The 23,899-nt window shown below is 45.1% G+C and carries 21 protein-coding genes and 1 riboswitch; of the genes, 12 read left to right on the top strand and 9 right to left on the bottom strand.

The window, feature by feature from the left end; genetic code table 11:
* Positions 1-23: 23 nt before the first annotated feature.
* The 3 genes from metH to ES017_RS02625 form a co-directional block, all read right to left on the bottom strand.
* Positions 24-3,413: a methionine synthase gene (gene metH, locus ES017_RS02635; RefSeq protein ID WP_021094038.1), complete on the bottom strand. Its 3,390-nt coding sequence runs from the start codon at positions 3,411-3,413 to the stop codon at positions 24-26.
* On the bottom strand, positions 3,406-5,253 hold the full coding sequence (locus ES017_RS02630; RefSeq protein ID WP_021094039.1) for a bifunctional homocysteine S-methyltransferase/methylenetetrahydrofolate reductase: 1,848 nt from the start codon (positions 5,251-5,253) through the stop codon (positions 3,406-3,408). Before ES017_RS02630 ends, metH begins: the two co-directional genes overlap by 8 nt.
* 69 nt (positions 5,254-5,322) lie before the next feature.
* Positions 5,323-5,425: riboswitch (SAM riboswitch) on the bottom strand.
* Positions 5,426-5,515: 90 nt separating this feature from the next.
* On the bottom strand, positions 5,516-6,007 hold the full coding sequence (locus tag ES017_RS02625) for a YajQ family cyclic di-GMP-binding protein (RefSeq protein ID WP_021094041.1): 492 nt from the start codon (positions 6,005-6,007) through the stop codon (positions 5,516-5,518).
* 168 nt (positions 6,008-6,175) lie between these two features.
* On the opposite strand from ES017_RS02625, the gene ES017_RS02620 reads away from it, so the two are divergent.
* From ES017_RS02620 to ES017_RS15855, 3 genes are all read left to right on the top strand, one after another.
* Positions 6,176-7,141 carry a BMP family lipoprotein gene (locus tag ES017_RS02620; RefSeq protein ID WP_021094042.1) on the top strand — a complete coding sequence of 322 codons (966 nt, stop codon included), beginning with the start codon at positions 6,176-6,178 and terminating at the stop codon, positions 7,139-7,141.
* Positions 7,142-7,150: 9 nt separating this feature from the next.
* Positions 7,151-8,806 carry a methyl-accepting chemotaxis protein gene (locus tag ES017_RS02615; RefSeq protein WP_235045427.1) on the top strand — a complete coding sequence of 552 codons (1,656 nt, stop codon included), beginning with the start codon at positions 7,151-7,153 and terminating at the stop codon, positions 8,804-8,806.
* A 146-nt stretch (positions 8,807-8,952) separates the two neighbouring features.
* On the top strand, positions 8,953-9,042 hold the full coding sequence (locus ES017_RS15855; protein ID WP_003395444.1) for a putative holin-like toxin: 90 nt from the start codon (positions 8,953-8,955) through the stop codon (positions 9,040-9,042).
* Between the two features lie 398 nt (positions 9,043-9,440).
* Here the strand turns inward: ES017_RS15855 and ES017_RS02610 are convergent, their stop codons facing one another.
* Positions 9,441-9,566 carry a DUF3941 domain-containing protein gene (locus tag ES017_RS02610; protein WP_003395443.1) on the bottom strand — a complete coding sequence of 42 codons (126 nt, stop codon included), beginning with the start codon at positions 9,564-9,566 and terminating at the stop codon, positions 9,441-9,443.
* Between the two features lie 29 nt (positions 9,567-9,595).
* A complete protein-coding gene (locus tag ES017_RS02605; protein ID WP_021094768.1) occupies positions 9,596-10,459 on the bottom strand; it encodes a DegV family protein in 864 nt (287 codons plus the stop codon).
* An 87-nt stretch (positions 10,460-10,546) separates the two neighbouring features.
* On the opposite strand from ES017_RS02605, the gene ES017_RS02600 reads away from it, so the two are divergent.
* Complete coding sequence (locus ES017_RS02600; protein WP_021094767.1) at positions 10,547-11,380, top strand: YitT family protein; 834 nt, start codon at positions 10,547-10,549, stop codon at positions 11,378-11,380.
* A gap of 24 nt (positions 11,381-11,404) precedes the next feature.
* Here the strand turns inward: ES017_RS02600 and ES017_RS02595 are convergent, their stop codons facing one another.
* The 3 genes from ES017_RS02595 to ES017_RS02585 form a co-directional block, all read right to left on the bottom strand.
* The gene (locus ES017_RS02595) at positions 11,405-11,578 is read right to left on the bottom strand and encodes a DUF3813 domain-containing protein (RefSeq protein ID WP_021094766.1); all 174 of its coding nucleotides are present in this window, start codon (positions 11,576-11,578) and stop codon (positions 11,405-11,407) included.
* 1 nt (position 11,579) lies between these two features.
* A complete protein-coding gene (locus tag ES017_RS02590) occupies positions 11,580-11,732 on the bottom strand; it encodes a hypothetical protein (RefSeq protein ID WP_009361918.1) in 153 nt (50 codons plus the stop codon).
* A gap of 89 nt (positions 11,733-11,821) precedes the next feature.
* Positions 11,822-12,628 (bottom strand): Cof-type HAD-IIB family hydrolase, encoded by an 807-nt coding sequence (locus ES017_RS02585; RefSeq protein ID WP_021094765.1) that lies wholly within the window; start codon positions 12,626-12,628, stop codon positions 11,822-11,824.
* Positions 12,629-12,736: 108 nt separating this feature from the next.
* Here ES017_RS02585 and ES017_RS02580 point away from each other — a divergent pair, with 108 nt between their 5' ends.
* On the top strand, positions 12,737-13,504 hold the full coding sequence (locus tag ES017_RS02580) for an alpha/beta fold hydrolase (RefSeq protein WP_021094764.1): 768 nt from the start codon (positions 12,737-12,739) through the stop codon (positions 13,502-13,504).
* Between the two features lie 113 nt (positions 13,505-13,617).
* On the opposite strand, the gene ES017_RS02575 is transcribed toward ES017_RS02580, so the two are convergent.
* Positions 13,618-14,301, bottom strand: coding sequence for a Crp/Fnr family transcriptional regulator (locus ES017_RS02575; RefSeq protein WP_021094763.1), 684 nt, complete (start codon positions 14,299-14,301; stop codon positions 13,618-13,620).
* Between the two features lie 175 nt (positions 14,302-14,476).
* Between ES017_RS02575 and argC the strand changes: the two genes are divergently transcribed.
* From argC to argF, 7 genes are read left to right on the top strand one after another with little or no spacing between them, the layout of a single operon-like run.
* Entirely contained in the window at positions 14,477-15,502 is a 1,026-nt protein-coding gene (gene argC, locus ES017_RS02570; RefSeq protein WP_021094762.1) for an N-acetyl-gamma-glutamyl-phosphate reductase, read from the top strand.
* A 14-nt stretch (positions 15,503-15,516) separates the two neighbouring features.
* A complete protein-coding gene (gene argJ / locus ES017_RS02565) occupies positions 15,517-16,743 on the top strand; it encodes a bifunctional ornithine acetyltransferase/N-acetylglutamate synthase (RefSeq protein WP_021094761.1) in 1,227 nt (408 codons plus the stop codon).
* Positions 16,744-16,750: 7 nt separating this feature from the next.
* On the top strand, positions 16,751-17,515 hold the full coding sequence (argB, locus tag ES017_RS02560) for an acetylglutamate kinase (RefSeq protein WP_035063161.1): 765 nt from the start codon (positions 16,751-16,753) through the stop codon (positions 17,513-17,515).
* On the top strand, positions 17,512-18,669 hold the full coding sequence (locus tag ES017_RS02555; protein ID WP_021094759.1) for an acetylornithine transaminase: 1,158 nt from the start codon (positions 17,512-17,514) through the stop codon (positions 18,667-18,669). Before argB ends, ES017_RS02555 begins: the two co-directional genes overlap by 4 nt.
* A 49-nt stretch (positions 18,670-18,718) precedes the next feature.
* On the top strand, positions 18,719-19,786 hold the full coding sequence (locus ES017_RS02550; RefSeq protein ID WP_021094758.1) for a carbamoyl phosphate synthase small subunit: 1,068 nt from the start codon (positions 18,719-18,721) through the stop codon (positions 19,784-19,786).
* Positions 19,779-22,883: a carbamoyl-phosphate synthase (glutamine-hydrolyzing) large subunit gene (locus tag ES017_RS02545; protein ID WP_171334712.1), complete on the top strand. Its 3,105-nt coding sequence runs from the start codon at positions 19,779-19,781 to the stop codon at positions 22,881-22,883. The genes ES017_RS02550 and ES017_RS02545 overlap by 8 nt, the downstream gene beginning before the upstream one ends.
* Positions 22,880-23,824 carry an ornithine carbamoyltransferase gene (gene argF / locus ES017_RS02540; protein WP_171334711.1) on the top strand — a complete coding sequence of 315 codons (945 nt, stop codon included), beginning with the start codon at positions 22,880-22,882 and terminating at the stop codon, positions 23,822-23,824. The genes ES017_RS02545 and argF overlap by 4 nt, the downstream gene beginning before the upstream one ends.
* Positions 23,825-23,899 lie beyond the last annotated feature (75 nt).

The raw sequence follows: 23,899 nt of genomic DNA, 5'->3' as shown, positions 1-23,899 counted from the left end.
AAAGCTGATGAAAGTCAGCTTTTTCACAACACGTTAAAATATCTTGCTTCCGGATGGGCGAAGACGATGGCAGAAACGGACGCTTCTGGTTCCATCATATAGCCTTCCGTTAAATGAATGCCGATTTCTTCTGGGCGTAAAAGGCGGAATAGTTTTTCTTGGTCTTCGAGATTCGGACAAGCAGGGTAGCCGAAAGAAAAACGCTGTCCTTGATATTTTGCCGCAAATCGTTGTTCCATCGTAAAATCAGGAGAATCTGGAAAGCCCCAACGGTCGCGCATAATTTGATGGACGCGTTCTGCTAATCCTTCCGCTAGTTCAAGCGCTAACGCTTGAATGGCGTGGCTTTTTAAAAATTGTCCTTCTTCTTTTAGACGTTGTGCCATATCGCGCACACCTGCCCCGGCCGTCACAGCAAATAGCCCGACATAGTCGATTTGTTCATTCGAAAGATAATCTGCTAAGCATAAATATGGCGCTTTCGTTTGTCTTGGAAACGTAAACGTTTCAATGACCGTTTGTTGATCATGCGGGTCATAAATAATGATCGTATCGCCATCGCTTCTGGCTGGGAAAAATTGATATACCGCTTTCGGTGAAAGCGACTTTGTTTGTTTTGCTTCAGTGAGCAGCTCATCGATTAACTCTTTTAACATGATCGCTTTTTCGTTTCTTTCCGCCAACAGCTTTTTTACATTTCCTTTTAAACCGAGATGGTGCCCGAGAAGCATTTGCCAATTGACGTACGGTTCAATATGTGAAAGCGGAATGTCTTTTAATATATGTTTTTCTGTATCGGTCGGCACGTAAATCGGTGCTCGCTTCACATTTGATTTTGTCATGACAGCGACTGCGCTTTGCTGTTCGATTGTTTGTTTCGTTTTTTCTTTTTTCTCATAAGAAATGTCTTGTTGGACGATACGGTTGGCAAGCGTCAATCCTTCCATCGCATCTTTCGCGTATAAAACAATGCCGTCGTATTCTGGCGCGATTTTCGTATCGGTAAATTTCCGTGAAAGAGCGGCGCCGCCAACTAAAATTGGCAAGGAGATGCCCGCTTGTTTTAAGTCTTGGGCGGTGAGCACCATTTGTTGAGCTGATTTCACAAGCAGCCCAGATAAGCCGATCATGTCTGGCTGTTCGTTTCGCACCGCTTCGATGAGCTGTTGCGGCGTGACTTTAATGCCTAAATCGACGACGTGAAACCCGTTGTTACTTAAAATAATATCGACTAAATTTTTTCCGATGTCGTGCACATCGCCTTTGACTGTTGCGAGCAGCACTTTTCCTTTGACGCTCGTTTCGTTTTTTTCCATATACGGCTCTAAAAAGGCGACGGCCGCTTTCATCACTTCTGCGCTTTGTAACACTTCCGCGACGATGAGCTGATTATCATTAAATAGGCGACCGACTTCGTCCATTCCGTTCATCAGCGGACCGTTAATAATATCAAGCGGGCTGTACGTTTGTAAGGCGAGCGTCAAGTCTTCGATGAGCCCGTCTTTCGTTCCTTCAATGACGTATGTGGCAAGCCGCTCTTCTAACGTCATATGGACGTTTGTTTGTTTCGGTTGTTTCGTTTTATCGCGATAAAATTGAATAAATGCGTTTAACGTTTCATCGTTTGTGTGAAATAACAACGCCTCTGCTAAGCGCACTTCTTCTTCAGGAATGGACGCAAAGCGCTCTAATTTTTCCGTATTGACGATCGCGTAATCGAGCCCTGCTTGCGTGCAATGGTATAAAAAGACGGAGTTTAACACTTCGCGTCCGACAGGTGGCAAACCAAATGAGACGTTGCTAATGCCGAGCATCGTTAAGCAGTTTGGCAAATGTTTTTTAATGAGGCGAATGCCTTCGATCGTTTCTTTTGCTGCGCCAATATATTGCTCATCTCCAGTGCCAATCGGGAAGACGAGCGGATCGAAAATAATGTCGTGCGGTGAAACGTCATATTTATTGACGAGTAAATCGTATGAACGAAGGGCGATGTCAAGCTTTCGTTTTGCTTCAATCGCCATTCCTTGTTCGTCAATTGTGCCGACGACGACTGCTGCACCGTATTGATGAAGAAGCGGAATAATTTTTTCAAACCGTTCTTCCCCGTCTTCTAAGTTAATGGAGTTAATAATCGCTTTTCCTTGGGAATACGATAACGCACAGGCGATGACGTCTTCATCGGTCGAGTCGATGACGAGCGGCACTTTCACTTTTTTCACGACTTGTTGAATAAATTGTTCCATATCTTCTTTTTCATCGCGGTCAGGGTCCGCTAAACAAATGTCGATGACGTGCGCTCCATTTTTCACTTGTGCGCGCGCAATTTCTGCCGCTTCTTCATATTTGCCTTCTGCGATGAGCCGTTTAAATTTACGTGAGCCAATGACGTTCGTTCGTTCCCCGACAAAAAGCGGACGCATCGTTTCATCATATATCAACGCATCAATGCCAGACACAGCGTGCATGGCAAACTGTTTTGGGATCACGCGCGGCGGAATGTCGCGAACAGCTTCCGCGATAGCGCGAATATGTTGTGGCGTCGTGCCGCAACAGCCGCCGACAATGTTTAACCATCCTTTTTCAGCAAATTGGCGAATTTTTTTCGCAAGCATGTCTGGCGTTTCGTGGTAATGCCCTTCTTCGTCAGGAAGCCCAGCGTTCGGATAACAGCTGACGGCCGTGTTCGCTAATGAAGCGAGCGAGCGCAAATGGTCGGTCATAAATTCCGGACCTGTGGCGCAGTTTAAACCGACGGCAAAAGGTTTCATATGTTGAATGGAAATAAAAAACGATTCGATCGTTTGCCCGGCAAGCGTCGTTCCCATCGGTTCAATCGTTCCAGAAATCATCAGCGGCACTCGTTTTCCGACCGCTTGAAACGCTTCAGTAATACCGAGAAAGGCGGCTTTGACGTTTAATGTATCTTGGCACGTTTCTAACAACAATAAATCGACGCCGCCAAGTAATAGCCCGCGCGCTTGTTCTTCGTATGCGGAAACGAGCTCCGCAAACGTCGCTCCGCCTGTGACAGAAAGCGTTTTTGTCGTCGGGCCCATCGAGCCGGCAACGAAGCGCGGCCAATCGGTTGTCGTATATTTTTCCGCTGCTCGTTTTGCAAGTTTAGCTGCTTCGATATTTAACTCAAGCGCTAAATGGCCGAGGTCATATTCATCTAGTACGATGCGCGTTGCCCCGAACGTATTCGTTTCGACAATGTCAGCTCCTGCGGCAAAATACGCTTCATGAATGTGAGAAATGACGTGTGGGGCAGTGATCGTTAAATATTCGTTGCATCCTTCATATGCTTCACCGCCAAAATCGTCTGCGGTTAAGTTGGCGGCTTGGATCATCGTCCCCATCGCTCCATCAATAATTAAAATTTTCTTTTCAAGCTGTTCAAATAAACTAGCCATGATAAACCGTCCTTTCTTTTGCGAGCCGCTCTTTTTCATGAATGTAGCGAACGAGTTCGACCGTCATATCGTAACGTAAAAATGGTGTAATTAAATAAATGCCTTGGAATAAATCGAACGCGGCATCGATGAGCGCTTTGGCGATCGCTAATCCTTCTTTCGTTGATTGAACACGGTCGTTTGCGCACATGGCCATGCGGTTGCGAATGTCGTCAGACAATGTAATGCCCGGCACTTCGTGATGTAAAAAGTCAGCGTTGCGTGCGCTTGTGAGCGGCATAATGCCGATGTAAATGGGCGTCGGTAAATGTTTCGTCGCTTCATACACGTCTTCGATTTGTTTTTCGCTATAAAGCGGCTGTGTTAAAAAGTAGTGCGCCCCGCATTCAATTTTTTTCTCGAGCCGCTTCACCGCTTTATCTAAATGGCGTACGTTCGGGTTAAAGGCGGCAGCGATCGAAAAGTTCGTTTTTTGTCCGAGCGGTTTGCCTGAGTACGAAAGCCCTTCGTTAAATTGGCGAATTAACGAAATGAGGTCAAACGATGATAAATCGTAGACGGACGTTGCGCCCGGAAAATCGCCTACTTTTGATGGATCGCCTGTTAAAGCGAGCACGTCGGTCATGCCGAGCGTATGAAGCCCCATTAAGTGCGACTGCAAGCCGATTAAGTTTCGATCGCGACATGTAATATGAATGAGCGGGCGCATGCCGAGCTGTTGTTTGACGATCGTGCCGACAGCGACGTTGCTAATGCGCGGTGTCGCAAGCGAATTGTCGGCAAGCGTTAAGGCATCAATGTTCGCTTCTTTTAACGCCTTTGCTCCTTCTAAAAATGTCGTTAAGCCGAGTTTTTTCGGCGGATCGAGCTCGACGATAATCGATCGGCGCGTGCGAGCGATGTCAGCAAGAGAAGGGGCTGTCGTTTGTTTTTCTTCTTGGACGACGATCGGATGGCGCTGTTTTACTTCTTTTTTATATACAGGTGTGCGATCGGAAAGGGCGCGAGCAATGGCGGCAATATGTTTTGGCGTCGTACCGCAACAGCCGCCGATAAGCCGAACCCCTTGTTCACGAAAGGCGCGCGCCGTTTCTTCAAAATATTGTTCGCTCGTTTCGTAAATAAAGCGACCGTCGCGATATTGCGGCAAGCTTGCGTTCGGATATACCGATAAAAAAGCGCGTGTTGGAATCGGCACTTCTTCAAGCGAGCGCAACATATGATATGGACCGAGATGGCAATTTAAGCCGACGACATCGGCACCGAGTTGTTCTAACTCGGTCAGCGCTTCGGCAAGTGGCATTCCGTGTTGCAGAACGCCGATATCGTGCAACGTGACGTGGGCGATGATCGGCAACGTCGTTTCTTTGCGAGCGATGGAAAGCACCGTTTGCAATTCTTCAAAATCGTAATACGTTTCAAGCAAAAGTCCGTCGACACCTTCGTTTAACAACACGTACAGCTGTTCACGAAACGTTCGTTTCACTTCTTCAAGAGAAATCGTGCTTTTATTCGTGCTACGCAGTCCTCCGATCGTACCGAGCACGTAGGCGCGCCCTTTTGCCGCTTTTTTGGCAAGTTCGACCGCGGCTTCGTTTATTTTTTTTACGTCATCTTGCAGCCCGTAACGTGCTAGTTTCACGTAGTTGGCGCCGTATGTGTTCGTTTGAATGATTTCTGCGCCTGATTCAATATACGCTTCATGAATATGGACAATTTCTTCAGGTTTTGTGACGTTTAATTCTTCAAAACAACGATCGATGCCGTGCGCATATAATAATGTCCCCATCGCTCCATCAGCGATGACGATGCGTTCTTTTAAATCATCTAACAATCCCACGTCCATTCCTCCGTTTCTTCGTTTAAAGTAAAAAAGTCTTCCCCATAAGAAGAAGACTTGACGCGCTCCTTCTTATCTTCCAAGCGAATCGCTTGTCTGGACTTAGCACCTTGACGATCGTCAGGTTGCTGAAGGTTCATCGGGCCAGTCCCTCCCCTTCTCTCGATAAGATGTTGTATGAAGTTATTCATAAATGTAACTGATTTTTTAGAAATATTCAACTATTTTATTTCAAAAAAGAAAAAGAAGGCAAAGCGCCTTCTTAACGGTAGTTGACGAATTGAACGTCAATCGGTAAATCTGCCTCGCGAATGGCGGCGATCACTTTTTGCAGGTCGTCTTTACTTTTGCCGCTGACGCGAATTTGGTCTTCTTGAATTTGACTTTTTACTTTTAAGCCTGTATTTTTAATGATTGTGTTAATTTTTTTCGCATTGTCTTTGTCGATGCCTTGGACGAGTTTCGCACGTTGACGCACCGTTCCGCCAGATGCTGCTTCCACTTTTCCGTATTGAATGTTTTTTGTCGGCACGCCGCGTTTAATGAGTTTGCCGATGAGCACATCTTTGAGTTGCTCCAGTTTAAACTCATCGTCAGAAATGAGAATGAGCTCATCTTTTTCAAGCGAAATGTCGCTTTTGCTTCCTTTAAAGTCGTAGCGGTTTTGAATTTCTTTTAACGCGATGTTGACTGCGTTCGTCACTTCCGACAAATCGACTTTTGACACAATATCAAATGAACTTTCTTTTGACATATGAACCACCTCAGCATAAATTCGTTGTGCTTCCATTATAGTCGATTGTTGTCATACGAACAACTTTACAAAATCTTTATATTATAAAAAGTAAATAAAATGTCGGAATGTGTCGATATAATAAATGAAGCACGATTTGATCGAGAGATAAGGAGATGAGGAAATTTTATGAAAAAAATGATTTCACTCTTGATGGCATTCGTTTTGTTGCTTGCCGCGGGATGTTCGCAAACGAGTTCTTTTCAACCGAAAGAGCGAATAAAAGTGGGCATTATGTTGTCAGACGTCGGACTCGGTGATCAGTCATTTAGCGATTCGGCGTTTAAAGGATTAATGAAGGCGCGCGATGAGCTCGGCATCTTTTTTGACTACCGTGAGTTAAAAGAAACCGAGACGTATGAAAAAGGGTTAACAGAGCTCGTTGAAGCAGGGAACGATCTCGTCATCGGATTAGGATTTATGGTGCAACAAGATTTAGAAAAAGTCGCGAAAAAATATCCGAAACAGCAATTCGTATTAATTGATGCGGTATCTGATCTGCCGAACATTACATCGATTACGTTTAAAGAAGATGAAGGAAGCTTTTTAGCGGGCGTAGTGGCTGGCATGTTGACGAAAACGAACAACGTCGGTTTTGTTGGCGGAGCGGATGTGCCGCTCATTCGTAAATTTGCGAACGGTTTTATTCAAGGGGTAAAAGCGGTTAAACCGGAAGCGAACGTGCAGGAAGTGTATGCCGGCAATTTCGGTGATGATAAGCTTGGGGCACAAATTGCAAAACAAATGATCGCAAATGGGGCAGACGTCTTGTATGCCGCGGCTGGATTTACCGGTGTCGGCGTGCTGCGCGAGGCGGAAATGAATAAAAAATATGCGATCGGTGTCGATAGCGACCAATATTTTTATGCGGAAAAAGCGGTTGTCACATCGATGTTAAAAAATGTCGATGTCGCATTATATACAGTCATTAAACAATACGTTGAAACGAAAGAAGTGCCAAAAGGGACGGTTCAACTTGGCTTAAAAGAAAACGGCGTCGATTTGGCGCCGATTCGCGTCGTGACGTTCACTCCAGAGCAACAAGCGACGCTTGAAAAATGGAAAGAAAAAGCGACAAACGGCATCGCAAAATAAAGGAGGAATATGATGACGATTAAACAACGATTGTTATTTCACTCATTAGCTACACCCATCATTGCAGGGGCTATTATTGTGTTTATTATTATAAATATGCTTTCGATTCAATCGTCGAATCAAGATTTTGTGCCGCTCATGATGAAAGCGCAACATTTGCAGGCGGAGCTAAAAGCGACGAAACAAAGTTTAAGCAACTATGCTTACAGTCCGACAGAAGGAAATAAACAAGAAGTGATCGTTCGTTTAGCGGAATCGGAAAAGCTGCTTCAAGCATTAAATAAAGGATTAACTGAGCCGTATTTTCGTTCTGCGCTTGAGCAAGCGAATAAAAAATTCGCTGAGCTTGCGAAACAATCGAATGATGCGCTTGATGCAAACGATGTAGCGGAAGTGCGCCGCCAGTCGATGCGTGCCGAAGGGGTATTGAACGATGTGTACGTCATCAACACGTATGTGAGCGAATATTATGCGCACATGCAAAACACGTTACAAAAACAAATTGATCGCGTCATTACCGTTTCGCTTGTTGCGATTGCGGTTGTGCTATTGTTTGCAGGATTTAGCGGCGTGCGTTTAACACAAAAAATGTCGACGCCGTTGCGAAAAATTGCTGAAAACGCAAAACAAATTGCGAACGGCAATTTGCGCATTGAGCCTGTGAAGTATAGTGGAAAAGACGAATTGGCCGATTTAAATGCGGCGTTTACGGCGATGGCTGATCAATTGAATGTGTTGCTTCAGTCAGTTGATACAGTCAGCAAGCAAGTCGAAGCGTTTGCGAAAGAAATTGATGAAGAAACGAAGACGTTAACAGAAATTAATAACCAAGTCGCTGTATCGACGAACGAATTATCTGCAGGGGCGCAAAGCATTTCTGAAGACTTACAAAGCGCCGTACAGCTCATTGAGCGAATGGAAGGAACTGTGCAGCAAAACGTCGGTCGGACGGAGCAAACGGCCCGTTATAGCGATGAAGCCGTTGAAGCGATTACGCATGGTCAAGCCGCGTTAGCAGAACAAAAAGGATTTATTGATGAAAATACGAAGGCGACCGCTTCGATTGAACAATCGACTGCGCAGTTTGCGACGTATGCAAGCAAAATTCAAGATATGGCAAAAGCGGTTGCTGATATTGCAACGCAGACGAACTTGCTTGCGTTAAATGCGGCCATTGAAGCGGCGCGAGCAGGGGAAGCGGGCAAAGGATTTGCCGTCGTTGCCGAAGAAGTGCGCAAGCTTGCGGAAGAATCGTCAAAAGCGACAAGCCAAATTTTCGAAATGGTACAGCTTATCCAATCGGGGTTGACGAATGTGACAGAAGCGGTTCGTCGTGGGGTTGACATTGCCGAAGCGCAGGCGAAAGCGATTGAAACGACGACGGAGGCGTTTGCACAAATTGAAAATAAAGTGCATCATATTACGACAGATATTCAAGCGCTTGTCGTCGGCATGAACGAATCAAAAGAGCTCGGCAAAAACGTTTTACAAAACGTTGAAAGCATTAGTGCGGTTGTCGAACAGTCAGCCGCAGGAAGCGAACAAATTGCCGCTTCCATGGTCGAACAGTTAGAAGCGTTCAAAAAAATGAGCGAAAAAGTGACGACGTTGCGTCAACTAACAGACGACTTACAACAAACGATGGCAAAGTTTCAAATGAAGTAAAAAAGATGCTCCGCGCGAGCATCTTTTTTACTAAGTATTGTTCAACTTTTTCGTTTTCAGTCGTATGTTGCAGTGATATAATGTGAATGGCACGGTGATATGCAGGGTGGGCAGTGGCTACTCCCTTATAGAAAGGGGGGCTACTGATGATTGCAGTTGAAGATGCACTAACGTTAATGATTGCCTTTGCATCTTTAATTGTCGCAGTAATTGCGGTTGCTAAAGATAAAAAGTAACCCACCCTGCTAGGCCCAAGTGAGGGTAGGTTACTTCCTAACATGTCTCGGGCCACTGCACGTCTTGCAGTAAGCCGTGTATCGTAGGGCATTGGTGGCAGCCAATGCCCTATTTTTAAAAGATAAGAAAGTATAAAAGTTCGAATTGATGTCTAGCTCCAAGCGCCATCGGCTCGAGTCGCTCCGCCCCACACTGCGGCGGCGACACATTGAGATACTTCGGTGTTGTTGCCCACGCAGAACCAAGCGACCGCTTGGTTCGAGCTCTCCTCGGTGGGGCTTGTGCGCTCTTCGCCGATAGGCGGGCGCTTTGCGCTTTTCTTATGTCAATTCATTTTCACCTTTCATTATAACGCGAAAAGGGAACAATGAAAAGAGATACTGCGATCCTCTTGTTTTTACAAATGATTCGTTTCTTTTGAATAGGCGCGTTTGCCAGCTTGGCGGTTTTTTTCGCGCTCCATATTTTTTTCATGTCGTTTGGCATTATTGTCTTTTGCTTTTTTGTCGTTATCGCTTGTCATCATCTCGCCCTCCTTTATCGGTAGTGTAATCATTGCTCAACCTGTTTATTCAAGAAAAAGAGGGCAATCGTTCCCGGTCCGGCATGCGCTCCGATGGCGCCGCCGATTTCAGAAATGAAAAATTGTTTGCATCCGAACGTTTCTTCAATCATCGCTTTTAGTTCGAGCGCCGTTTGTTCATCGTCGCCGTGACTAATGCCGATGAGTTGGTGTTCAACGTTTGCTCCGCGCTGTTGCATCAGCTCAATCATGCGCTTCAACACTTTTTTCCGTCCGCGCACTTTTTCAATCGGAATTAACTTTCCGTCCTCGACGTGAAGAAGCGGTTTAATGTTTAACACTCCACCGACGAACGCAGCGGTTTTGCTGACGCGTCCGCCGCGCGCTAAATATTGCAAGTCATCGACGGTGAAAATATGTTCCATATGGCGACAATACGTTTCGATTGTCGTGACGACATGTTCATACGGCATGCCGCTTTCAGCTAGCTCAACCGCTTTTTTTACGACAAGTCCAAGGCCGAGCGATGCGCATTTCGAGTCGATGACCGTCAATTTTGCATGAGGATATTGTTCAAGCACTTCGTTTTTCATCATGACGGCTGTTTGATATGTACCTGACAAAGCAGAAGAAAAAGCAATGTAAATGGCAGGGATGTTTTCTTGCGCAAGTGTCGTAAATAGCTCTTTCATTTCGGAAGGTTTCGCTTGCGACGTTTTCGGCACATCGCCTTTACGCATCGCTTCGTATACTTGTTTTGGTTGAATCGTCAGTTGGTCATCGTAATCGTGGTCGTTAATATGAACAACTAACGGCAAAAAGGCAATTTGTTTTTCTTGTATAAAAGAAAGTGGCAAATCGCACCCGCTATCCGCTATAATTTTAATATTCATTTCAATCACCCCTATGTATGTACTTATTTTAAGTGTAGCGATTCTTATAAAAAAAAACAATCTTATCGTTTTGTAGGAGGATGTTCTGTGGATGTAAAAAAATTGTTTGTCGTCGTGATTGGCGGATTATTAAATGCGATCGGCATGAATTTATTTTTAATTCCAGCAAACGTATATACGAGCGGATTTGCTGGAGCAGCTCAGCTCATTTCAAAAGTCGTTGGGGACTATACACCTTATGCGATTTCAACCGGTTTGTTGCTTTTTTTATTTAACATTCCGGTAGCTATTTTAGGGTGGAAAAAAGTAGGGAAGTCATTTACGTTTTACAGCTTTTTAAGCGTTGTGTTCATGTCGTTATTTCTCGAGCTCATTCCGATTCGTTCGCTTTCGGAAGATATTTTATTAAATGCGGTATTTGGTGGGGTGATTGCGGCCATCGGAACGGGCTGGACGTTAAAGTGGGGGGCGTCAACCGGCGGTTTAGATATTATTGCGCTCGTGTTGTCGCGCGTGAACGATCGTTCCGTTGGGACGTACATTTTTGCGCTTAACTCGATTATTATTTTAACGGCTGGATATATGTACGGTTGGGAAAAGGCGCTCTATACGCTTGTGACGTTGTATGTCACGACGCGCGTCATTGACGCCATTCATACGCGCCATCAAAAGCTTACGGCGCTCATTATTACGACAAAAGGGGAAGAGATGAAGCAGGCGATTAAATCGCAAATGGTTCGCGGCATTACCGTCATTCCAGCCAAAGGTGCATTTTTAAATGAAGATAAAGATATGTTAATGATCGTTATTACGCGCTATGAATTGTTTGATTTAAAACGAATTATTAAAGAAGTCGATCCAAAGGCGTTTACGAACATTATGCAAACGACAGAAGTGGTCGGCTTTTTCCGAAAAGAGTAGAAGCTGCGCACGAGGCGCAGCTTTTTACAATGCATCGAGTTCGTCTCGCAAGTCGTGCAACTGTTTTCGTTCGGCATCGTTGGCGTTGGCGAAAGCGGATGAGAGCGTATTTTTTGCCACAGCGATGGCGCGTTCTGTTTTTTCTTCTTTCGCTCTGGCGACTGCTTTTTTCGCTTGTTGAAATAACGGATTGCCCATATTAAAATCCCCCGAGGTTCGTATGGTCTGCTTTCTCTGCTTTGCGTCGTTCCGCTTCTTCATACGTCATATGATACGGAATGCGCTCATCATGTTTATAAACAGCATCGGCACCTTGCTGAATGAAACGTTTTGATTTATTTCGTTTGCCCACACGACATTCCCCCTTGTTCGCCGCTTGTGACGCATATGGCGTCGATGATAGTTTGTTCATGTTTGCGCCACAATACGTGAGGGAATTTTTTATAACTTTAATAACGATTGCAAATAAACGGCGATGCCATCTTCTTCATTTGTTTTTGTTACATCGTCTGCGATTGCTTTTAACGGTTCAATCGCATTGCCCATCGCGATGCCTACCCCAGCCCATTTTAACATCTCAATATCGTTATCTTCATCGCCGAAAGCGATGACGCGCTCGCGTGGAATGCCGTAAAAAGAAGCAATTTTTTCAAGACCGACTGCTTTATGAATGCCGGTTCGGACGATTTCAATGACGTGCCATGGGGCTGTCCAACTGCGATGGTCGATGACGTTCGCATGCACGTCTGATAAATATGTGCGAATGCGTCCAACGTTTTGTTCATCAGATAAAATTAAAATGCACGTCGGATCTTTGCGTAAAATGTCACGCAAGTTTCCGATATATACATTTGGGTTTCCTAAATTAAACAAATCAAGCAACTGTTCGTCATGTTCGTGAAAATACACATCGTCCATCACTTCGGCTAAAATGTTGCGCACGTTGTATTTTCGGCTTACTTCAACAATTTCTTTCACCGTCCCTAACTGAAGCGGCGTATGGTACATGCCCCAGCTGTCGTCTTTCGGATGATGAACGAACGCCCCGTTAAAATTGACGATTGGCGTCGTTAATTGTAATTGTTCATAATACATTTTGCTTGCGCGATACGGCCGTCCTGTCGCAATGACGACGATATGTCCCGCTTGTTTTGCTTTTTGAATGACGTCATATGTACGATCAGAAATCGTTTTATTATCTTTTAATAACGTGCCGTCTAAATCAATCGCAATTAAATGTTGGTCCATCGTTTGTTCCCCTTTTCGTTAAAATGATTCATTATTAGTGTATCGTTTTTCCAAAATATTTGTCTATATGGTAATATAATGTTAAAACATAAAATGGGAGATGAGAACATGGTATCCATTATTCGTGAGTCAATCGCAAACGTTCCGTGCTTGCATGTAGTGAAAGAAGATGATAAACATCATATGCGACCACTTGTCATTTTTATTCATGGATTTACAAGCGCAAAAGAACATAATCTTCATTTCGGCTATTTGCTTGCCGAAGCCGGATATCGTGTCGTGCTGCCGGATGCGCTTTATCACGGGGAACGTCCAAATCCGCTTTCTGACGATAAATTATATTTGTCGTTTTGGGATATTGTGTTAACGACTATACGTGAATTAGAAGAGATAAAAAATGAACTAGTCGAGCGAAAACTTGTTGACCCTGAGCGTATCGGTGTCGTTGGTACATCGATGGGAGGCATCGTGACGTTTGGGGCGTTAACGCAATATGATTGGATTCGCGTCGCTGGTTCGCTCATGGGCAGCCCATGCTATCAAACGTTTTTTGATTTACAGCTGCAATTTGCTGAGCGAAAAGGAATGACGTTGCCGCTTTCTAACGAACAAATTGAAACGTTGCGCAACACGTTAATGGCGTACGATTTATCGTTGCAGCCTGAAAAATTAAACGGCCGTCCGCTTTTCATTTGGCACGGAAAACAAGATGATGTCGTCCCGTTTGATTATACATACGCGTTTTACAAACAAATCGAGCCGTTCCATCAGCCGCTTATGATGCTAGTTGATGAACATGCGGGACATAAAGTGACGCGCGAGGCATTTTTACAAACGGTTCAATGGTTTGTCACACATTTATCGTCGTGCAAATAATAATAAATGGAAAATCGCTGTCGATTAAAAAAGTAGGGATTTATGAAATTGTGAATGCTGTTTATTTTGCGCTTGTCATTATAATCGTTTATTAAGCCGACAAATGTGTCGGCTTATTTCATGTTGCATATATCGATGGGGCAGCCTTCACAGCGAATTTCATCTTTTAAAAATTGCACATCGTGAATCGTGATTTTTCCTTTCTCGACAGAAACGATGCCGAGTTCTTTTAATTCTTTTAACAGACGGCTGACGACTTCGCGTGCGCTGCCGCAAAAATTGGCGAGCTCTTGATTGGTCATCGGCATATCAATGAAAATGCCGTCTTCTGTTTCGACACCGTAGCTATTCGCTAAGCGAATAAGCGTCGAATACAACGCCCCTTTTTTTCCGTGCAAAATTAAATCGCGTATTTTCGTTTGCATTCGTTGCAATTGCAAATGAACCCATTGCATAAACTGTAACGAAAACGCATGATCCGTCAACAGCTTTTCTTCAAGTTGCTGTTTGTGAATAACAGCTAACGTTCCTCCTTCCATCATTTTTGCACTTACCGTACAGATACACGTCAATTGAAACGGAACGACCTCCCCAAACGCATCGCCTTGTTCACAAATGCGAAGCAATAGTTCGCGCCCTTCCTCCGTCGTTTTGCTTAATTGCACTTTCCCTTCACATACAATATATAGCTCGTTTGCCGCTTCTCCTTCGCGAAATATATATTCTCCTTTTTGCATATCAATCATATGGTGAGGAAGGGAAAGAAGATCGGATAAGGAGATCGGTTGAATTGTCATACACTAACCACCTTTAATTATTGTCTACTTCCATTAAAAAGAAAAATACATATTCGGTCAATAAATGAATGAGAAAAATGAAAAAATATTTAAATATACATTTGATTTTATTTTTATGCAGTATTATAATGATAACTAAATTTATAACAATATACAGAAAGTGGGGAGCTGTTTCATGAAAGTCTCCATTATCGGAGCGACAGGCTATGGGGGCATTGAGCTCATTCGCTTATTGCAACATCATCCGCACATGCGCGTCGCTTCTGTTCATTCATCTTCACAAGCAGGTGTTTCGCTGCAAGATGTGTATCCGCATATTGGGGGGCGTTTCGTCTTGCGCGATATTCAAAGCGACGATATTGAAGGCGATCTTGTTTTTTTAGCGACGCCACCCGGCGTATCGAGCGAATGGACGCCGAAATTGCTTGCGGCGGGACATAAAGTCATTGATTTATCTGGAGACTTTCGTTTGCGCGATGGGAACGTATATGCGAAGTGGTATAAAAAAACGCCGCCGAACGAAGAAGTGCTCAAACAGGCGGTATACGGTTTAACGGAATGGAATCGCGAGCACATTGCAAACGCCAGTTTAATCGCCAATCCCGGCTGTTATCCGACAGCGACGTTGCTCGGATTAGCGCCGCTTGTCATTCAAAAATGGATCGTGCCTCATTCTGTTATCGTTGATGCGAAATCGGGTGTATCAGGTGCAGGACGTGGGGTATCGCTTGGCGTTCATTTTGCGGAAACGAATGAAAACGTAAAAATATACAAAGTAAATACACATCAACATATTCCGGAAATTGAACAAATGTTGCGCGATTGGAACGAACAAATGGGGCCGATGACGTTTAGCACGCATTTAATCCCGATGACGCGCGGCATTATGGCGACGATATATGCGGAAGCGGCATGCATCGTATCGCTTGATAGAATGATAGAGTTATATAAAGAAACGTATAAACATTGCCCGTTCGTTCGTGTTCGGGAAGCAGGGTCTTTCCCATGCACGAAAGACGTGTACGGTTCAAACTATTGCGATATTGGAGTCAGTTACGATGAACGAACGAATCGCATCACGGTTGTGAGCGTGATCGACAACTTAGTGAAAGGGGCGGCGGGGCAAGCCGTTCAAAACGCCAATGTGATGCTTGGATTAGAGGAACAAACCGGACTAACATCGATGCCGATGTATCCGTAAATGGGGTGGAGAAGATGAAGTTGATCGAAGAAAAAGTGAAATATGTCGCAGATGGAACGATTGTCACACCAAAAGGATTTCAAGCTGCTGGTGTGCATGCAGGGTTACGCTATACGAAAAAAGATTTAGGGGTAATCGTTTGCGACGTGCCGGCATCGTGTGCGGCCGTTTATACGCAAAACGTGTTTCAAGCCGCACCGCTTCAAGTGACGAAACAAAGCATTGCGGTCGAACAAAAGCTTCAAGCGGTCATTGTCAACAGCGCATATGCGAACGCATGTACAGGGGAACAAGGATTAAAAGACGCATACGAAATGCGAAAGTTGTGCGCGGAGGCGTTTGGGCTTCCAGAACATCTCGTTGCTGTTGCATCGACAGGAGTGATCGGTGAATGTTTACCGATGGAAAACATTCGCGCGAGCATCCCAAAATTGAAACCGACGGCACAATTAGATGGAGCCGTTGATTTTCAAACAGCGATTTTAACGACGGATCTCGTCATGAAAAAAACGTGTTATGAAACGGTTATAGACGGTCAAGTCGTGACGGTTGCAGGAGCGGCAAAAGGATCGGGAATGATTCATCCAAATATGGCAACGATGCTTGCTTTTATTACGACGGATGCAAACGTCCCATCAGACGTATTGCAAGATGCGCTTCGTTCCATTACGAACGTATCGTTTAATCAAATTACGGTCGATGGGGAAACGTCAACGAACGATATGGTCATCGTCATGGCGAGCGGGTTAGCTGGCAACGAGCCACTTTCTCCACAACATCCAGATTGGGCAAACTTTTATGAAGCGCTCCGTCAAACGTGTGAACATTTAGCGAAGCAAATTGCTCGCGACGGAGAAGGGGCAACGAAATTAATTGAAGCGCGCGTCAAAGGAGCGCGAACGGACGAAGAAGCAAAATGGGCAGCGAAACATATTGTCGGTTCCAACTTAGTGAAAACAGCAGTGTACGGAGCGGACGCAAACTGGGGACGCATTATTGGTGCAATTGGACATAGCGGAGCATTCATAAACCCGAATTGCGTGGACGTATGGATCGGTTCGATTCAAATGTTAAAACAAAGTCAACCGGTGCCGTTTTCGGAAGAAGAGGCGAAAGCGGCTTTAATGGAAGATGTCGTCGTGATTACAGTCGATTTACATGTCGGCAACGGGGAAGGCATTGCGTGGGGCTGTGATTTAACGTACGACTACATTAAAATTAATGCAAGTTATCGCACGTAAGGAGGGGATGAATGTGATTGTCATCAAATGCGGGGGCAGCGTGCTTCATGAGTTATCCCCATCGTTTTTTACAAGCGTGCAACAATTAAGAAACAGCGGGCTTGATGTTGTTATCGTGCATGGCGGGGGGCCAGATATTGGACAATTGTTACATGCGCTCGACATTCCGTCTGAATTTGTAAATGGATTGCGAAAAACGACAAAAGACGTGTTAGACGTTGTCGAAATGGTATTAAACGGAAAGGTGAACAAAACGCTCGTCTCGCTTTTACAAGCAAACGACATTCGCGCCGTCGGTTTGTCCGGTGTCGATGATTGTTTGTTGCAAGCGAAACCAATCGACGTACAAACGCTCGGCTATGTAGGAGAAGTCGTACACGTTCATGCGAAGATTGTGCATACGTTGTTGCGTCACGGATACGTGCCCGTCATTGCACCGATCGGAATGGATGAGCATGGCCAGACGTATAACATTAACGCAGATACAGCGGCGGCGGCGATTGCACAGGCGCTTTCAGCTGACAAACTCGTTTTTGTGACAGACGTCGCTGGCATTTTAAGCAACGGAGAAGTTGTCAAAGAAGCAACCGCTCATATGATTGAAGCGATGATTGCAGATGGAACGATTTCAGGAGGAATGATTCCGAAAGTGAAAGCGGCTCTTCATGCGCTCAACTCGGTCAATGAAGTCGCTATTGTGAGCGGAAAAGTCCCATTTTATAAAGAAGGAACGTGGCATGGAACGATGATGAAGAAAGAGGTGTACGTATGATTTTCCCAACGTATCAACGGTTTCCGATTACGGTTGCTAAAGCGGAAGGAACGAAACTCATCGCCACAGACGGAAAACAATATCTTGATTTTGTCGCAGGCATTGCGGTATGTAATCTCGGCCATCGCCACCCTGCTGTACAGCAGGCGCTCGAGGCGCAGCTAAACGAAGTATGGCACGTATCTAATTTATTTCATCTCCCTATTCAAGAAGAAGTCGCTTCCCTTCTTGTGCAACATTCCGTTGGCGATGCGGTGTTTTTTTGCAATAGCGGAGCGGAAGCGAACGAGGCGGCAATCAAGCTTGCACGCAAACATACGGGACGTTCTAAAATCATTACGTGCGAACAGTCGTTTCACGGTAGAACGTTTGCGACGATGACAGCGACCGGGCAAGCGAAAATTCACGATGGATTCGGCCCGTTGTTGCCGACGTTTACGTACGTGCCGTTTAATGATATCGCTGCGTTAGAACGAGAAATGGATGAAACGGTGGCAGCTGTCATGGTTGAAGTCGTGCAAGGCGAAGGCGGTGTTGTTGTCGGAGAAAAGTCATTTTTACAGGCAGCCGAGCAGCTTTGCCAAACGTACGGAGCATTGTTGATCGTCGATGAAGTGCAAACAGGCATCGGACGAACAGGCACGTTGTTTGCTTATGAGCAGTTCGATCTTTCCCCTGATATCATTACCGTCGCAAAAGGATTAGGAAGCGGCTTTCCTGTCGGGGCGATGATCGGAAAGAAACATGTCATATCGACGTTTAGCGCCGGAGTGCACGGCTCAACGTTTGGCGGAAACGCTTTGGCGATGGCGGCGGCGAAAGCGACGCTTCACATCGTGACACAACCGTCATTTTTACGGGAAGTACAAGAAAAAGGGACGTATTTTAAACAAAAATTAGCCGAACAGTTAAACAACGTTCAAATCGTGCAAGATGTGCGCGGTTTAGGGCTCATGATCGGCATCGCATGCAGTGAACCTGTTGCGAATATATTGCCGCATATTCATGAGCGTGGGCTTCTTGCTTTAGCAGCGGGGCCGAACGTCATTCGTTTATTGCCACCGCTCATCGTGACGAAAGAGGAACTTGATGAAGCGATAAATATATTACAAGAAGCGTTAACGTCATATGAACGTGATTTTTTATACGTATGAATGAATAAAAATTCTGTTTGTTTAATAAACATTCGTTTGGGGTGTGAACATGGAGGCGTATTTACATTTACAAAACGGCAAAATGTTTGCCGGAAAATTGGAAACGGCATGGACGGGAGATATTGCGGGGGAAGTTGTCTTTTTTACAGGGATGACAGGATATCAAGAAGTGTTAACAGATCCGTCGTATAAAAATCAAATCGTCGTATTTACGTATCCGCTTATTGGAAATTACGGGATTAACGAAGTCGATTTTGAAAGCAAACAGCCGCATGTAAAGGCGGTCATCGTTTATGAAGCGGAGGAGACAGGGTATCATTACGAAGCGACGTATAGTTTGAAACAATATTTGCAAAAATGGAACGTTCCGCTTCTCACCCATGTCGATACGCGAGCGGTCGTGAAACAAATTCGTGAGCACGGGGCGATGCCTGCGGTTATTTCAACGAGCCGGCAGGCGGTCGTGCAAGTGGAAGAACAAGCGCCCGTGCCGCTCGTGAGCACATCGGACATACAAACGTACGGAAACGGTCATATGCACGTTGTTTTGTTTGATTTCGGATATAAAAAGTCAATCGTTCATTCGTTAATGGCGTACGGCTGTCGCGTGACGGTCGTTCCGTACAATACGACGTTACAAACGGTCGAACAACTTGAGCCAGACGGAGTATTATTATCGAACGGACCGGGGGATCCGAAACAATTGTCTTACTATTTGCCAAATATTTTAGCGGTCATCGAACGGTATCCAACGCTTGCGATTTGCCTTGGGCATCAACTCGTTTCGCTCGCTTACGGCGGGGATACGGAAAAATTGCCGTTCGGGCATCGTGGAGCAAATCAGCCGGTATATGATGCGAAAACGAAAAAAGTGTTGATGACTTCGCAAAATCACGGCTATGTGGTGAAGGCAGAAAGTTTAGCGCATACGCCGCTTTCCATTCGTTTTATTAACGTCAATGACGGTTCGGTGGAAGGTGTCGCCCATGAAACGAAGCCGATTTTATGTGTGCAATATCATCCGGAAGCGCATCCTGGACCAAACGATACACAATTTATTTTTGCTGAATTTGTTGACATGATGAAAGCAGCAAGAAAGGAGAAAGTATATGCCTAAAGATTCAACGCTTCGTTCGATTCTTGTGATCGGTTCTGGTCCGATCGTCATCGGGCAAGCGGCAGAGTTTGACTATTCGGGAACGCAAGGTTGCTTAGCATTAAAAGAAGAAGGATACCGCGTCATTTTAGCAAACAACAATCCAGCGACAATTATGACGGATGAAGTGCATGCGGATGCGGTATATTTTGAGCCGCTGACGGTAGAAAGTATGGAAAAAATTATCGCAAAAGAGCGACCCGATGGGCTATTAGCGACGCTTGGCGGACAGACGGGACTGAATTTAGCGTTCGCTTTACATGAACAAGGTATTTTACAAAAGTATAATGTCCGCTTGCTCGGCACACCGATCGAATCGATTAAACGTGGCGAAGACCGTGAAGCGTTTCGGGCGTTAATGTATGAATTAAACGAGCCGGTGCCAGAAAGCGAAATTGTGACGACAGTTGAAGAAGCGGTACAATTTGCGAAACGAATCGGGTTTCCGATCATCGTTCGCCCAGCGTATACGCTCGGGGGAACGGGTGGCGGCATCGCACAGACGATGGAGGAGCTTGTCGACATCGTTACAAAAGGATTGCAAGAAAGCCCGATCACGCAATGTTTAGTGGAACGGAGTGTCGCGGGATTTAAAGAAATTGAGTATGAAGTGATGCGCGACCATACGAATACGTGCATTACGATTTGTAATATGGAAAACATCGATCCGGTTGGCATTCATACCGGTGATTCGATCGTCGTTGCGCCGTCGCAAACGTTGACAGATGTCGAATATCATATGTTGCGCTCAGCTGCCATTAAAATTATTTCGGCGCTCGGTGTTGTCGGAGGATGCAACATTCAATTTGCGCTCGATCCAAAAAGTAAAAAGTATTATTTAATTGAAGTGAATCCGCGCGTGAGCCGATCTTCTGCTCTCGCATCAAAAGCGACAGGGTACCCGATCGCAAGAATGGCGGCAAAATTAGCGGTCGGTTATACGCTTGCGGAACTAGTGAATCCAGTGACAGGACATACGTATGCGAGCTTTGAGCCTGCACTCGATTATGTTGTCGTGAAATTTCCGCGCTTTCCGTTTGACAAATTTTCGTTTGCCGATCGTCGCCTCGGCACGCAAATGAAAGCGACAGGAGAGGTAATGGCGATCGACCGTAATTTCGAGCGTGCGTTACAAAAGGCGCTTCATTCGCTTGAGTTAGATCATATCGGTTTACATTCACCAGCGCTTGCGAAACAGACGACGAAGGTGTTAGTAGATATCGTCAAAGCGGGAGACGATCGCCGCTTTTTCGCCATCCTCGAGCTGCTTCGTCGCGGTATAGCGACAGAACAAATACACGAATGGACGAAAATCGATTTGTATTTTTTAACGCGTTTCGCTCAGCTCATTGCGCTTGAACAACAGGCGAAAAACATAACGCTCGATACGGTAGATGAACAAACGTTTCGCACGTTGAAAGAGAAAGGGTTTTCCGATGCGTATTTAGCTTATATATGGAACGTTGATGAAAAAGATGTGCGAGAAAAAAGAAAAGCATATGGCATCGTTCCATCTTATAAAATGGTCGATACGTGTGCTGCTGAATTTTCGGCTGAAACATCGTATTATTATTCGACATATTTTGGCGAAAGTGAAATACAAACGAGCGATCAGCGGAAAATGCTTATTCTCGGCTCAGGTCCGATTCGCATTGGGCAAGGGGTTGAATTTGATTATAGCTCTGTTCATTGCGTGTACGCTTTGCAGCAAGCGGGATATGAAGCGATTTTAATGAACAATAACCCTGAAACAGTCAGCACCGACTTTACCGTTGCCGATCGTTTATATTTTGAGCCGCTGACGGTAGAAGATGTGTTAAATGTCGTGGAAGCGGAAAACGTCGAAGCGGTCATCGTGCAGTTTGGCGGTCAAACGGCCATTAACTTAGCGAACAAGCTTGAATCGTACGGTGTGTCAATCATCGGCATGAATAGTGAGATCATTGACCAACTAGAAGATCGGGAACGTTTTTATGCGCTCCTTCAGTCGCTCGACATTCCACATGTGAAAGGAACGATGGCAAACGATGAAGCGGAATTAATGGAAAAAGTGGAACGTATCGGTTATCCGCTTTTGCTTCGCCCATCGTACGTCATTGGCGGGCGTGGAATGCATATTGTTTATGATGAACAACAGCTTGCTTCACTAATCCAACAAGAAATGGTATATCCGATGTTAATTGATGAATATGTACGCGCAAAAGAAGGAGAGTTTGATGCGATTTGTGACGGACATAATGTGTTCGTTCCGACAATTATTGAACATGTCGAAAAAACAGGCGTCCATTCCGGTGATAGTTATGCATGGTTGCCTGCCCAATCGTTTACGGAAGAAGAAAAAGCGAAAATGATCGATTATACGAAGCGAATTACAAATAAACTTCATTTTAAAGGATTAATGAACGTGCAGTTTATCGTACGGGATGGGGAAGTGTACGTCTTAGAAGTCAATCCGCGGGCAAGCCGCACCGTTCCGATCGTCAGTAAAGTGACAGGTGTGCCGATGGTTCAACTCGCGACAAACGTATTGCTTGGGAAATATTTGTCGGAAGACGTCAAACAATCGGTTTCTATCCCATATGTTGTCTTAAAGTATCCGGTGTTTTCGACATATAAATTGCCGGGTGTCGATCCGCTTGTCGGTCCGGAAATGAAGTCGACAGGGGAAGGAATTAGCATTGCAAAAACAGTGCAAGAAGCGGCATATAAAGCATTTTATCCATATCTCGTAAAGAAAAAAGAGGCGTATGAAATATATGTCGATGCACGAGATGAGGCGAAGGTGTTAATCGAGCATGCAAAACAACAAGGGTTAACGATCGTAACAGATGAACCGTTCGAACGATGGGTCGAGAAAAAAGAAGCGCTCGCATTTGTTAGTTTCATGCGTGATGAACAAAGTGAATCGCGAAGAAAACAAGCGCTCGCTCGCCATGTGCTCGTATTGACGGAAGAAGAAACTGCACATTTGTTTGTTCAAGCGTGGTCGACAAAACATTTTTCCGTTTGTTCGATTCAAGATTGGTTAAAAAATTTACGTGAAGTGGTGAGAAAATGAATATGACAGCAACGATTCAGTTAAAAGGAAAAGATTTTTTAACGTTAGCGGACTATTCGAAGGAAGAAATCGAATATTTGCTTCATTTGGCGCTTGAATTAAAGGAGAAGCAACAAAACGGCGAACGGTACACGCCGCTAAGCGGCAAAACGTTGGCGATGATTTTTGAAAAGCCGTCAACGAGAACACGCGTCTCATTTGAAGTCGGCATGGTTCAATTAGGCGGTCATGCACTTCATTTAAGCAGCCGCGATTTGCAAATTGGACGTGGAGAAACGATTGCAGATACGGCGCGCGTATTATCGGAATATGTCGATGCGATTATGATTCGCACATTCGAGCATGAGAAAGTAGAGGAGCTTGCCCATTATGCGACGATTCCTGTCATTAATGGGTTGACCGATGACGATCATCCGTGTCAAGCGCTTGCCGATTTACTAACGATTTATGAAGTGAAAGGAAAACTTCAAGGGCTAAAGCTTGCCTACATCGGTGACGGAAACAATATGGCGCATGCGTTAATGCTTGCGGCGGCAAAAGTCGGCATGCATTGTGCAGTCGCTTCACCGAAAGGATATGAACCGAAAGAAGCGGTTGTCAAAGAAGCGAAAAGCAGCGCAAACGAAAGCGGTGCAACGATCGTTGTAACAAACGATCCGTATGAGGCGATTGCGGATGCAGACGTTGTATACACAGACGTATGGGCAAGCATGGGGCAAGAGGCGGAAGCGAACGAACGGATGCACGTCTTTGCGCCGTTTCAAGTCAATGAAACGCTCGTCCAACAAGCGAAAAGCGATTTTATGTTTTTACATTGCTTGCCCGCTCACCGCGGCGAAGAAGTGACAGAAGGGGTGATTGATGGAGTGCGTTCATACATTTTCCAACAAGCCGGCAACCGCCTTCATGCACAAAAAGCATTGCTCGTTTCGTTGCTGTAGCATTTGGATATCGATCCGTTATTTCTCATCATCGTTTTGAAACAAAACGGACATATTATGAAATGATCAGACGAT

Origin of the sequence: Anoxybacillus sp. EFIL (assembly GCF_013096955.1) — a bacterium.
GTDB lineage: Bacteria > Bacillota > Bacilli > Bacillales > Anoxybacillaceae > Anoxybacillus > Anoxybacillus ayderensis.
The sequence above is the reverse complement of the archived record's forward strand: the minus strand, read 5'-3'. Positions and strand labels throughout refer to the sequence as shown.